13 protein-coding genes (1 of these 13 running past the window's edge) are annotated in these 12,500 nt (G+C 35.8%); all 13 read right to left on the bottom strand.

Going from position 1 to position 12,500, the window contains the following annotated elements:
• Positions 1–326, bottom strand: partial view of an ATP-dependent zinc metalloprotease FtsH gene (ftsH, locus tag FQT28_RS00105; RefSeq protein ID WP_084948157.1) — the 5' end (the start) only. The gene continues 1,633 nt to the left of window position 1, outside the view; 326 of the gene's 1,959 nt are visible here — the first part of the coding sequence; it begins with the start codon at positions 324–326; its stop codon lies beyond the left edge, outside the window.
• A gap of 15 nt (positions 327–341) precedes the next feature.
• The gene (gene hpt, locus FQT28_RS00100) at positions 342–884 is read right to left on the bottom strand and encodes a hypoxanthine phosphoribosyltransferase (protein WP_084948159.1); all 543 of its coding nucleotides are present in this window, start codon (positions 882–884) and stop codon (positions 342–344) included.
• Between the two features lie 4 nt (positions 885–888).
• Complete coding sequence (gene tilS, locus FQT28_RS00095; protein ID WP_143989055.1) at positions 889–2,166, bottom strand: tRNA lysidine(34) synthetase TilS; 1,278 nt, start codon at positions 2,164–2,166, stop codon at positions 889–891.
• Entirely contained in the window at positions 2,163–3,434 is a 1,272-nt protein-coding gene (locus FQT28_RS00090) for a serine hydrolase (protein ID WP_143989054.1), read from the bottom strand. Before FQT28_RS00090 ends, tilS begins: the two co-directional genes overlap by 4 nt.
• Positions 3,427–3,549: an SP_0009 family protein gene (locus tag FQT28_RS10025; RefSeq protein WP_260468141.1), complete on the bottom strand. Its 123-nt coding sequence runs from the start codon at positions 3,547–3,549 to the stop codon at positions 3,427–3,429. The genes FQT28_RS00090 and FQT28_RS10025 overlap by 8 nt, the downstream gene beginning before the upstream one ends.
• 4 nt (positions 3,550–3,553) lie before the next feature.
• Positions 3,554–3,922: a septum formation initiator family protein gene (locus FQT28_RS00085; protein WP_143989053.1), complete on the bottom strand. Its 369-nt coding sequence runs from the start codon at positions 3,920–3,922 to the stop codon at positions 3,554–3,556.
• Positions 3,915–4,181 (bottom strand): RNA-binding S4 domain-containing protein, encoded by a 267-nt coding sequence (locus FQT28_RS00080; RefSeq protein ID WP_001234973.1) that lies wholly within the window; start codon positions 4,179–4,181, stop codon positions 3,915–3,917. Before FQT28_RS00080 ends, FQT28_RS00085 begins: the two co-directional genes overlap by 8 nt.
• Positions 4,182–4,238: 57 nt before the next feature.
• A complete protein-coding gene (mfd, locus tag FQT28_RS00075; protein WP_143989052.1) occupies positions 4,239–7,742 on the bottom strand; it encodes a transcription-repair coupling factor in 3,504 nt (1,167 codons plus the stop codon).
• Positions 7,743–8,312 carry an aminoacyl-tRNA hydrolase gene (pth, locus tag FQT28_RS00070; protein ID WP_143989051.1) on the bottom strand — a complete coding sequence of 190 codons (570 nt, stop codon included), beginning with the start codon at positions 8,310–8,312 and terminating at the stop codon, positions 7,743–7,745.
• A gap of 72 nt (positions 8,313–8,384) precedes the next feature.
• Complete coding sequence (gene ychF / locus FQT28_RS00065; RefSeq protein WP_001218697.1) at positions 8,385–9,500, bottom strand: redox-regulated ATPase YchF; 1,116 nt, start codon at positions 9,498–9,500, stop codon at positions 8,385–8,387.
• Positions 9,501–9,584: 84 nt separating this feature from the next.
• A complete protein-coding gene (locus FQT28_RS00060) occupies positions 9,585–9,779 on the bottom strand; it encodes a DUF951 domain-containing protein (RefSeq protein ID WP_000285184.1) in 195 nt (64 codons plus the stop codon).
• Between the two features lie 64 nt (positions 9,780–9,843).
• Positions 9,844–10,980 (bottom strand): DNA polymerase III subunit beta, encoded by a 1,137-nt coding sequence (gene dnaN / locus FQT28_RS00055; protein WP_000581146.1) that lies wholly within the window; start codon positions 10,978–10,980, stop codon positions 9,844–9,846.
• Positions 10,981–11,138: 158 nt separating this feature from the next.
• The gene (dnaA, locus tag FQT28_RS00050; protein WP_125449708.1) at positions 11,139–12,500 is read right to left on the bottom strand and encodes a chromosomal replication initiator protein DnaA; all 1,362 of its coding nucleotides are present in this window, start codon (positions 12,498–12,500) and stop codon (positions 11,139–11,141) included.

Here is a 12,500-nt window from a genome sequence, read left to right as displayed (position 1 = left end):
ACTGTTGAATCCGACGGAAGAATGGTACTTGAGAATCTTTCTACTTTTGTAGCAGTAGGAGTGAAAAATTGAATCCCTGTTTCTTCTTTACTAGTCTTAGGATTTTTATAAACACCAGACACCTCAATGATGCTACCATTTGGCTGATAGGTCAATTCTTTTACATTGTCTGCTGTAATTTCTTTTACCAATTCTGTATAGTTAATTTTTTCGCTTCGTCCAGCAGTATTTCCAGAGTAAAAATACTGGAATCCTGTCACTAGGAAGAAGATAATTAACAAGTATAGAAATGGATTTCTAACTAAACCATTATTTTGTTTTTTCATTAAAGAATGCTCTTTCTAATTTGAATAAACTTCTTCTTTCAATACTCCAACATAAGGAAGGTTACGATAATTTTCTTTGTAGTCCAAACCATATCCTACTACAAACTCATTTGGAATAGTAAAGCAAGTATAATCTGCCTCAATTTCAACAACACGTCCCTCTGGTTTGTCCAACAAAGTCGCAATTTTAACCGAAGCTGCTTCTCTTGCAATAAACATATCTTTCAAATTCTTCAAAGTTTGACCTGTATCGATGATATCTTCTACAAATAGAATATGTCTTCCCTTGATATCTTGAGTCACGTCTTGCTTGATATTGATCACACCACTACTTGCTGTTCCACCATGGTAGCTAGATACCATCATGAAGTCCATCTCAATATGCGTATCAATATGTTTGACCAATTCAGCCATAAAAGGAATTGATCCTTTCAAAATTCCAATAAGAATTGGATTTTTCCCCTCATAGTCTTTGGTTAGCTGCTCACCTAGCTTTTTAGCTGCTTCTGTAATTTCATCATGTGAAACGAGGATTTTTTTTATATCGTGTTCTAACATCTTTTTACCTATCTATTTTTTCTATATAAAGTACAGTGTTCATTATATCATTTTTCGTGTTTTTACTCAAATCACTGATAGCAATTCCCAAAATTGAGACAATTTCTCCAAATTGCTCAATAATAGGGGTTATTTTTCGTTTTTCAATAGGAATTTTCAAATCTATAAACAAACGTCTCAGTTTCTTTCGATGCCCATTCAGGATAAGAACATCGCCAGTTTTTCGACACCTAATATGTACAGGTGTTTCTCGTGAAACCGTTACTTTTTGAACAGAATCCCCTTCAATAGGGATACCAAAGGAAAATAAATAGCCCATATATCGAACTTGATTTTGATAGTATAACACAAGTTCATCTTCCTTTTCATCGGCCTGAGGACTGATTTTACAAACTCGAAAATATTGATACTCTTTTATCAATTCATAGCCATTTTTAAGAGAATGACGATACTGGCTTTTAGTTGCTAAAATCTGTCGAACTTCGGCAAACTGAGCCTTTGTCAGATTTAAGTCTGGAAATTGATTAAGATAGTTCTGGAGCAAGATTCCTTGAGTTTGTTGAGAGTATGAAAATAGCTCATTCAAATCTTCCACATCAATTTGTTTCGAAAGTTCCGTTATTGTTGCTTGGTAATCTGAAATTTCCCTTCCAAAATCTAAAAGGGCGGATTTAAGACAAGGATTTTCTTTTTCAAGTTCTGGTAAATACCTATTCCGAATGCGATTGCGAAAATAGGTATTTTCCTGATTTGTTTGATCTTCGAAATGAAAAATTAGTGGAAAATCTTTTTTATGAAAATGCAACAAGGGACGGATGATTTCAATATCATCAACGACTTGACTTTCTTTTATTCCTGTTAAATGACGTAGTCTACTTCCTCGAATCAAGCGCATCAAAATCGTTTCAACCTGATCATCTGCATGGTGGGCAGTGACCAAGGCAGTTGCTCCAACCTCTTTTATGATTTTCCTAAAAAAATCATAACGAAACTCTCGAGCACGCGCTTCTGAAAAGTCTCCTGAAAAGCTTGTGATATAAATAGGAAGTCCAGCTGCATCAGCTAACTTCCTTATTTCATTTTCCTCCCAGTCAGACTCACTTCTCTGCTTGTGATTGACATGTGCTAAAATCAACTCAATTCCCAACTCATTTTGATAAGTAGACAATAGCTGGAATAAAAACATTGAATCCAGTCCACCAGACAGAGCTAATACGATTTTAGAATGTTTTTTGAAATACTCTTTTCTGAGAAAATGATTTAAAAAATCCTGCTCCCTCATTTTAGAACCTCATAGACATCCTTAGCTATCTTAGCAATGGTGTCATAATCAGAATTTTTAGTGAAAATAGAGAGAACGAAAGGTGAGTCTGTAAAGACAATGGCAGTATCATGTTTGAACTCGTCGGCATCTCCAATTTTGTGAGCTACCTTAACCGAAACACCTTTCGCAATTCGTTGGTTATCAAAATTCGTCTTGCTTAGAGACTCTAGTACAAAGCCATTCTGATTATAAATAGCTTCCATGACCTTTCCAGCCATTTTTGAAGAAGCTAATTTATCATTCACATCCCAATCTTCACCCATAATGGTGGACATTTTTTCTTTAAAAGCCCCGTCAGATTGATTGGTCACATAATAACCTAAAATATTATGAGCAACATTGTCAGACTCTTTTGTTATCTTGGTAATTAACTGTTGGAGACTGTAATCTTTGTTGTCTCCTGTTTTAGGTAAACTACCACTACCTTCTGGTTTATAGGATCCGGGAAAGTTATTCACTTCTGGAATATACTTGAAGCTGCTATCCAGCGTATATTCCCCTTGATTTATCTTATCTTGAGCGTAATAAAGATAGGCTAGTTTCAAAATACTAGCTGCATAGAGTTTGCTGTCTTCATTCACCCCAGCCTCTTTACCTGTACTCAGTTGTTTAACATAAATAGAATAATTTTCATTCTGATAGTTGTTTGACAAGACTTCTTGAACTTTCTGGATACGATTATCTTCTTCTGAAACAAACTCTTTTGATACCCACCCAACTTGATCAATATGAAGAAATTCTTGTCCCTCAGCAAAGAGGGTTCTATCTACTGTTACGCGTTGATAGGGAGAGAGGGATGAAGAAATTTCTTTAGCACCATAAGGACTGTTATAGATAACAAACCCCGGTTCCAACCATACTTGTCTATTTTGAGTTTGAACTTGACTTTGATCATAGACCAAGCGCTTATCTGCAAGGATAAACTGGTGATTATCTAATTTAAAAACAGGAATACCTTGTCTATTCAAACGCCATTCTACGATTTTAAAGGTGGTTCCAGGAGTCAATTTTCCAGACTCCTTAACAAGATCTTCATTAGCATAAATAACTGTCTCTCCATATACCATTGGGGATTCCAGGGTTTCTTTATAGTAGAATCCATGATCAGACTCAGTTAGGTAATAAATTTCTTGTGAAGAGTAAGGAAGCTGTTTTTCCGTGCTAACTACTCTTGAAGTTATGATAAAAACAGATAGTAGCGATAACACTACTAAGAACTTACGCATTCTTCCCTTCCCTTTCTTCTTGTAATCGTAATAAATGGTTTTTAGCTGCCAATTCCTCTAATTTTTCATCTGATAAACTTAAAAATTGTTCAACAACTTCTAATAAATTTTCCATGACTTTACCTCGGAAGCAAATCAGGAATGGTGTAAATTACTTCTCGTTTCTTTGAGTAATAGTACTTGGCGCGTGCATATTTTGCTACATAGTCTTCATCTTTCAACTTTGCAGCAAAAGCGGCTTCCTTATCCTTCTCATCACTAAGAGTTTGGTACTGCTCTTTCAACTCTGTTAATTGCTGACGACGTTGTAATAACTGATTATAGCTTTGAGCCAAGTTATAAGTTGGTAAAATAAACAACAAAATCATCAAAATAAGGACCCAACCCATAAAACGATTTCGTTTTTGTCTCTCCTTCATCAGGTAACGACGACGTTGATGTTCATTTTGAATAAAAGAATTATTCATCTGTACAATATTTTTAGACATTTTCTTCTACCCGTGTTTCACTGATAATTTCATACATGCCAGCTGCATCTTCTTTTTTTGTACTATCTTTCATCTCCAGTACTTTAACAAGCAACAACTTATTTCCAAAACGAATTTCAACTTGGTCATCAACTTTTAAATCCGTTGAACTTTTGGCCAAGATTCCGTTCACCTTGATTCTACCTTTATCTGCTACTTCTTTTGCGACTGTGCGACGCTTAATAATTCGTGATACTTTTAAATACTTGTCTAATCTCATTTTTATTACCTCAAATTATTATTGTACCATTTTTATCCTTTTTATAGAAGAAAAACGTCAAAGAGAATTAGCTTCCTTTGATTCTTTTATCTCTAATAAACCTTCTCCAAAAATCAGCAGACCTTCTAAAATTTCATAATCCTTCTTGTTTCGGACATCGAATATGACTTCCATTAATCCTCTATTCTCCGCTATAGCTGCTTTTAAGTTCGTTGCAGATAAGGCTTTAAAATAATCTTGAGCCAAGAACAGTCGTTGAGTGACTTTTTCAAATTGAACTGTAATCTTATTTTCTTTTCTCTCCACACGTTCTACAAAGACCTTATCCAAGTATGACTTGACCAAACCAATCTCTAAAAGATATGCTACTACATCTGGGTATTCTCCAAAGCGATCTATCAATTCTTCTTGTAGTTCTTCATAGTTGACACGGTTGTCAATTTGACGAATTTTTTTGTAAATTTCAATCTTATGGCGTTGGTCAGAAATATAAGTGTCAGGAAGATAGGCATCAATTTGTAAAATCAACTCAGAATTTCCTTTGGTTCTTTTATTCCCGTTGCCGTTTCGTTTAGCAATAGCTTCCTCTAGTAACTGAGAATACAATTCAAAACCAACAGAATCAATGAAACCAGACTGGGACTTTCCTAGGAGATTTCCTGCTCCACGAATCGAAAGGTCTCGCATCGCAATCTTAAATCCTGAGCCCAATTCTGTAAATCCCTTAATCGCTTCTAATCTCTTCTCAGATACTTCACTAATTGATTTTTCTGGACGATACATAAGATAAGCATAAGCAATGCGATTACTACGACCAACTCTTCCTCTTAATTGATACAAGGTTGACAATCCCATATGGTCTGCATTTTCAATAAATAAAGTATTGGCATTTGGAATGTCTACCCCTGTCTCAATAATAGTAGTCGTCACCAAAATATCATATTGTCCTTCAATAAAGTTCAATAAAGTATTTTCCAACTGAATTTCACTCATTTGTCCATGAACATACCCAATCGAAGCCTCTGGAATCAACCCCTGTAATTCTGAAACCTTCTGGTCAATCGTGTCAACTTTATTGTAAAGATAGTAAACTTGACCTCCACGCTCCATTTCACGCAAGACAGCATCACGAATCACACTATCATTTTTCTCCAATACATAGGTTTGTACTGGATAGCGATTGGTTGGAGGAGTTTCAATAACAGACAAATCTCGGATTCCCAGCATAGACATGTGGAGAGTACGAGGGATTGGCGTAGCTGTCAAGGTTAGGACATCCACTTGTTTCTTTAACTCTTTCAAAGTTTCCTTATGCTTGACACCAAATCGTTGTTCTTCATCAATAATCATCAATCCCAAATCTGAAAACACAACATCTTTTGACAAAACACGATGCGTTCCAATCAAAATATCGACTTGACCATTCTTTAGTTTTTCAAGTGTTTCTGCCTGCTCTTTTTTACTTCTAAAGCGACTCAACACATCAATATTAACAGCAAAATTTTGGAATCGTTCCTTAAAATTCGTATAGTGTTGTTGTGCTAAAACCGTCGTCGGAACTAGAACGACAACCTGTTTGTGATCATTGACCGCCTTAAAGGCAGAACGCATTGCAACCTCAGTCTTCCCAAAACCAACATCTCCAACCAGAAGTCGATCCATGGGATGAGAATCTTGCATATCTTTCTTGATTTCCTCAATACTACGAAGTTGATCATCCGTTTCAACATAAGGGAAGGCATCATCAAAAGCATGTTGATCTTCATCATCAGCTGAGAAAGCAAAACCCTTCAACTGACTACGTTCAGAATAGAGTTTGATTAAATCGTCAGCTATATCCTCTACCTGGTTCTTAACTTTTTGCTTGGCCTTTTTGAAATGACCATCATTTAATTTATTTAGTTTAGGAGGTTTCCCATCACTTGAAACATATTTGGACAGTAACTGAATCTGTTCTACTGGGATGGAAATTTGGTCACCATTTTGATACTGTACACTGACATAATCACGGTGAATGCCTTTGATTTCAATTGTTTCGATTCCTAGATATTGACCAATTCCATGGATATGGTGAACAACGTAGTCCCCTTTTTCAAGTTCATTATAATCTTTTAATCGCTCTGCATTTGAAGCATGTTGTCTTCTAAAACGACGTTTTAATTTCTTTTGAAAAATCTCATGTTCAGTAATCAAGAGAATTTTTTCATCTACAAAATGAAAACCATGTCTTAGATTACCTTCAATCAAGTTTACAGATTCTTTACAGATACTTGACTTATTTCTAGAATCCAATTTGATCTGGTATTCCTCTAAAACATCCTCCAATGTTTTACTTCCCATTGAATTGCTAGACTGCAAGATAATAGTGTAGTCCATTTTTTTATATCGCTCAATTTCTTCTTTAAGAAAAGAAAACTGATTGAAGAATTCTTGCATGGGGTATTGATTAAATTGATAAATGTGATCAAACTTGAGATTTCCTAAGCCCTTTTGCAGATTAGAGAAAAAGGTAACTGGACTTTGTTTTTTATAGGTTTGCTCTGTATCTGCAAAATACTGCATCTCAGAAAATGATTTACCATTCTGTAAATCTTCTGTAAAGTATTGCGCTAATTCTCTTTCAAAGGCTTCATACTGATTCATCAATTTTTGATAATCATCAAAGAATACTGGTATATCTTTTTCAATATAATCAAAGACAGTCCATGTTTTATCGTAACATAAGGACAAAAACTTGCGACTATCTGAATGTACTTGTTTTTGATGAAAACTTGACAAAATTTCTTCTAAATAGGATTTTAAAATTGGTGATAGAGTCTTCGAAAGTTGCTTTTCTAAAGCTGACTGACCTCGTTGATAATCCTTTTCTCTCAAAAGCATATCACTAGCTGGAAAGATGGCAAGTTCTGTCTGATTTTCTTTTGATAATTGTGTTTCGACTTCAAAAGTACGAATACCATCTACTTCATCACCAAAAAACTCGATTCGGAAAGGTTCTAACTGAGACATCTCAAAAATATCTAAAATATCTCCTCGAATACTAAACTCACCTTGGGTCTGTACTTGAGTAACTTTTCGATAACCGATTTCCTTTAATTTGTGAAGAAGGTCATGTTGGTCATATTCTTCACCAACTACAATCCTTATAATACTTTCTTTAAATCCAGTTGGAGAAGGTAAAATCAATCGACTTGCTGCGATATTACAAACTAAAATCCCTTTCTTAGACGGATCATTCAAAAAACGCAAGGCCTCAACCCGCGAAATGATTTTTTCTTGCGAAGACATCAAAAACTCTACCATAGGAGAGTCATCTACCAAAAAAGGATAGACAACTTCCTCTCCTAAGAGAGAAAGAAGATCACTGATAATTCGTTCTGCTTCTCCATAAGTTGAAGTCAGTAACACAATCTTATTTTCTTTTTCTAGACTGCTTGCAATTGCAATAGCCTTGGTAGACGTTGATAAACCAAGAATTAGTTGTCTTTTCTTATTTATCAGATTTTGATGCCATTTTTTTATCTGGTCATTTTCTGAGAATAAATCTAATAAAGTCACCATTTAGCCGTTATACCTCTGCATTGTTTTCTCAAAGTTTTTCTCTTGTAAATAGTAGTTTACAACATCGTCAACCTTGTCAATTGACTGTAAAATACCTACATAGTCATCTTGATCAAACTTACTTAAAACATGGTGAACAACTGACATGCCTTTTTTGGGTCTTCCAATTCCTATTTTAACACGGTTAAATACTTGGGTTCCAATATGTTGAATAATAGACTTGATACCATTATGGCCACCTGCTGATCCCTTTGCTCTTAAACGAATTTTCCCAACTTCCATGTCAAGGTCATCGTAAATAACGAGTAAATCTTCAATATCCAAACCATAGTAAGTCAATAGAGCATGAACTGCTTTTCCACTTTCATTCATAAATGTTGTTGGTTTGACAAGATAAATTTTTTCGCCATTGAGGAAAAAAGAGGCTAGGTCAGCTTGAAATATCTTGTCGTGTGTAAAGGTGACGTTTTGTTTTTTAGCTAGTTGGTCAATCAACATAAAGCCAACATTGTGCTTGGTTTCAAAATATTTATTCCCTGGATTTCCTAATCCAACAAGTAATTTAGTCATTTATTTTCCTTTCAAAAGCCAAAAGGGTTGGAATTTTTTTCCAACCTAATTGACACTATTTGTTAAATGTTATTAGACATTAAAGCGGAATTCCATGATATCGCCATCTTGAACGATATATTCTTTTCCTTCTTCACGCAAGCGCCCAGCTTCTTTTACAGCCTTTTCAGATCCATATTTCACTAGATCCTCATATGACATGGTTACTGCACGAATAAAACCTTTTTCAAAGTCTGAGTGGATAATACCAGCTGCTTGAGGAGCTTTCATACCACGCTTAAAGGTCCAAGCGCGAACTTCTTTTTCACCAGCTGTGAAGTAAGTTCCAAGTCCAAGTAAGTGGTAAGCAGCTCGAGTCAACTTATCAACACCTGATTCTGTCAAGCCAAGTGCTTCAAGAAACTCTTGCTTATCTTCATCATCTAACTCGGAAATTTCTTCCTCAGCACGCGCAGAAATAACTACTACTTCTGCATTTTCTGTCGCTGCAAATTCTCGAATTTTTTTAACATAGTCGATAGAATCTGGATCTGAAACTACATCCTCATCCACATTAGCAACATAAAGAACTGGTTTAGTGGTCAAAAGGAAGAGTCCTTTGACTACTTTTTGTTCCTCATCCGTGAATTCAATGGTACGTGCTGATTTTCCATCTTCAAGGACTGGTTTAATTTTTTGAAGGACGTTAAACTCTGCCACAGATTCCTTATCTTTTTGCGTACGTGCCATCTTTTCTACACGCGCATAGCGTTTATTTACTGACTCTAGGTCAGCAAGAATCAACTCCAAGTTAATGGTATCAATATCTGCAAGTGGATCCACAAAGGCGTCTTCACGTCCTTGCTCACGCATAACATTTTCATCATCAAATGCACGAACAACATGAACAATCGCATCTACTTCACGGATGTTAGCCAAGAATTTATTTCCTAGCCCTTCTCCTTTTGATGCTCCTTTTACAATCCCTGCAATATCTGTAAATTCAAATGTTGTTGGGACTGTCTTTTTAGGTGTAATCATTTCCGTTAGTTTTTGTAGGCGTTCATCTGGAACTTCCACCATCCCAACGTTTGGATCAATAGTCGCAAATGGGTAGTTTGCCGCCTCTGCTCCTGCTTTTGTAATTGCATTAAAAAGGGTTGATTTACCAACGTTTGGCAAACCAACGATACCTGCTGTTAAAGCCATAGTTTCTCATTCTCCGTTCTCATTTCAATCCCTAACATTATAACACAAAAAGGGAAAACTTGCTAACCCTCTAACTAAGGGTTCTTAGTCAATAATCTTATTCATTTTTCGTTCAAAATCATAGCGACTCATCATGACAAGGTGGTCACAATTGCTACATTTGATTTTGATATCTGCCCCTACGCGTGTAATTTCCCAACGATTAGCTTTTTTTCCTGTTGATTTAATTGTGCAAGCATGTGGTTTTTTCATCTCAACAAAATTTCCAACTTGATACATACTACTCTCCTTTTCTTTTTTGATTATATCATAAAAGAGGCGAGCCAGGCTCAACCTCTTTAACTTAATTTGTACGAACTGGTGTGATGAGCTGCATGAAGTCTTCGTCAGTATCTGCTGGCACAAGAGTAAATGGACGAACAGCTGAGATAAAGCTAATAGTTACCTTTTCACTATTTAAAGCCTTGAGAGAATCAATCAAGTAAGTTGGGTTGAAACTAATAGTTAAATCATCACCAGTCACCTGCTCCGTATCGATTTCTTCGTTTACTTTACCAACTTCTGGAGAGTGAACATGGGCGCTAACAACACCACCTTTAATTTCAAGCTTCACAGTACCATTTTGAGTCGCACTTGATAAGAGGCGAGCACGTTCCATAGATTGACGCAAATTAACGACATCAAAAGTAATTGTAGTGTTAAAGTCTGTTGGAATCAAACGATCTGTATCAGGATAATTACCTTCTAATAGACGGGTGTAGAAGCTAATATTTTCGCTTCTAAAGAGGATTTGATTATTTGCAAAGAAAATCTCTACAGTTTCAATATCATCTGTAAATACCGCTGAGAATTCGCGTAGAGAACGACTAGGAATTACTACATCGAAATCATCACCATTTTTTTCAAGAGTCAATTTCTTTTGACTAAGGCGGTGTGAGTCTGTCGCAACTGTTTTTAGTTCTTTGTGTTGGCTCAATACGAAGTGGACACCTGTTAAGATTGGACGACTTTCTTGTGTACTTGCAGCAAAAGCTGTTTCATTGATAATTTTCTTGAGTAGTTTGGTTTCAAGAACCAAAGGTGTGCTAGCTGAAATTTCTTGGATTCGTGGATACTGTTCGCTATCTTTACCTTTTAGGGTAATTTCTGATTTGCCACTGGTTAAGACAATTTGTTTTTGTTCAATCTCTTTGAAATCTAGCGTTACATCTGGAAGACTAGATACAACATTGATAAAGAAAGAAGCTTCAAGAAGAATCGAACCTAAGGAAGTAATCAAAAGACCTGCATCTTCATTCTTTTGAGAAATGAAATTTTCAATGGAAATTTGACCATTTGAGCCAATTAAAGTAATACCTTCATTGGTAACATCAATTTTGATGGTTGATAAAATTGGAATAGCATTTTTGGAGCTAATTGCTCGTTTTGTGGTATTTAGGGCTTGTAGAAATAAATTTTTATTAATTGAAAAATGAATCATGGATTCTCCTTTATTTATTTTTAGTATTAGAAGGATAATAGAAATAATAGAGTGTGTGAATTCTGTGGAAAACTGATTTCTATTTAATGACTTCAAGCTTTTTAGCTTGTTTAAAAAATGTGGATAAAAAAGATAAGAAAGGAAAAGTTATCCACAAGCTACTTAATTTTCTTTTTGATTGCTTCTATTTCTAAACGTAAATTGTCGTCTTCGTCAATCAAGGATTTAATTTTAGCATGGGCATGAATAACGGTGGTGTGATCCTTTCCTCCGAATTCTTTTCCGATTTTTGGAAGACTATTATCTGTCAGTTCTCTAGCTAGATACATAGCAACCTGACGTGCCAAAACGATGTTTTGAACTCGTCTTGTACCCTTCATTTCTTTGACACTCACTCCATAAAAATTCCCCACTTCAGTTTGTATTTTGTCAATTGGAATGACTAGCATTTGGCTAACATCTTGCTTGCGCGCTCTAATAGCTTCTGCCGCAATATCAATGCTGATATCCTTAATCTTCTTCACTCTGGCAATTAAAGTGATATCGTTGATCGCTCCTTCAAGTTCTCGAACATTTGAATCGAATTGACCTGCTAGGTATTCTAGTGTATCGCTTTGAAAATTATAGTCCAAATGTTCCGTTTTACTCTGAAGAATGGCGATACGTGTCTCAAAGTCAGGTGGTGTGATATTTTGAGTCAAGCCCCAGCTAAAGCGCGTGACAAGTCTTTCCTCAAGGCCCTCTAAATGTTTAGGACTTCGGTCACTAGTCAGAACGATTTGTTTTTGATTGCTATGAAGAGCATTGAAGGTATTGAAAAATTCTTCTTGAGTTGCAACTTTTTTACCGCTGAGAGATTGGATATCATCGATCAGTAAGAGATCAAGGCTACGGTAAGTCTTTTTGAATTTCTCCATTTCCCCAAGTCTCAGGTGTTCAAGAAAATCATTGATAAAACTTTCAGCAGGAATATACTTAACCCGAGCTTCAGGAATATTTTTTAGAATTTCATTTCCGATAGCATTCAGTAAGTGGGTTTTCCCTAGTCCAGGACCACCATAAATGAAAAGGGGATTATAAGTCAAGGCGAGATCTTCGGAAACAGCCAGAGCAGCAGACTTAGCCCAGATATTCCCATCTCCTTGAATAAAGTTATCAAAGGTATATTTTTCCTTCAATCCTGTTTCAGAATATGGAATAGCAAGATTGGCCTGTGAAGCAACATAATGATTGCTATTTTCAGAATCCATGACATAGGTTGAAGATTCTTCCTCAGGCTTTGTTAAGACAAATTGAGTTTTTATTTCAGTATCATAAACTTCAAAACCAGCAGCCACAATGATATCTTTGAGTTGTTTTTTCCAAACCATTTCCATTTCAGGTCTAGGTAAAAAGATAGTAGCTACATTTCCCTCCACTTTTATGAGTTCAGCAGGTGTGGCATAGAAATCGTACATGGAACGTGTCAATCTTTCTTGAGCCAATTCCAAGATTTGATTCCAAAATTGTTTTTCTTTCAC

The organism is Streptococcus oralis, from assembly GCF_901543815.1.
GTDB classification, from domain to species: Bacteria; Bacillota; Bacilli; order Lactobacillales; family Streptococcaceae; genus Streptococcus; species Streptococcus oralis_CM.
Note: the sequence above shows the minus strand (reverse complement) of the source record. Positions and strands in the feature narration are given on the sequence as shown.

Excerpts from the sequence above, each read along its gene's own strand:
- FQT28_RS00085 (WP_143989053.1), bottom strand. The coding sequence starts at position 3,922 with ATGTCTAAAAATATTGTACAGATGAATAATTCTTTTATTCAAAATGAA.
- ychF (WP_001218697.1), bottom strand. The coding sequence starts at position 9,500 with ATGGCTTTAACAGCAGGTATCGTTGGTTTGCCAAACGTTGGTAAATCA.
- pth (WP_143989051.1), bottom strand. The coding sequence starts at position 8,312 with ATGACTAAATTACTTGTTGGATTAGGAAATCCAGGGAATAAATATTTT.
- FQT28_RS00090 (WP_143989054.1), bottom strand. The coding sequence starts at position 3,434 with ATGCGTAAGTTCTTAGTAGTGTTATCGCTACTATCTGTTTTTATCATA.
- hpt (WP_084948159.1), bottom strand. The coding sequence starts at position 884 with ATGTTAGAACACGATATAAAAAAAATCCTCGTTTCACATGATGAAATT.
- FQT28_RS00060 (WP_000285184.1), bottom strand. The coding sequence starts at position 9,779 with ATGTATCAAGTTGGAAATTTTGTTGAGATGAAAAAACCACATGCTTGC.
- FQT28_RS10025 (WP_260468141.1), bottom strand. The coding sequence starts at position 3,549 with ATGGAAAATTTATTAGAAGTTGTTGAACAATTTTTAAGTTTATCAGAT.
- tilS (WP_143989055.1), bottom strand. The coding sequence starts at position 2,166 with ATGAGGGAGCAGGATTTTTTAAATCATTTTCTCAGAAAAGAGTATTTC.
- FQT28_RS00080 (WP_001234973.1), bottom strand. The coding sequence starts at position 4,181 with ATGAGATTAGACAAGTATTTAAAAGTATCACGAATTATTAAGCGTCGC.
- dnaN (WP_000581146.1), bottom strand. The coding sequence starts at position 10,980 with ATGATTCATTTTTCAATTAATAAAAATTTATTTCTACAAGCCCTAAAT.
- mfd (WP_143989052.1), bottom strand. The coding sequence starts at position 7,742 with ATGGTGACTTTATTAGATTTATTCTCAGAAAATGACCAGATAAAAAAA.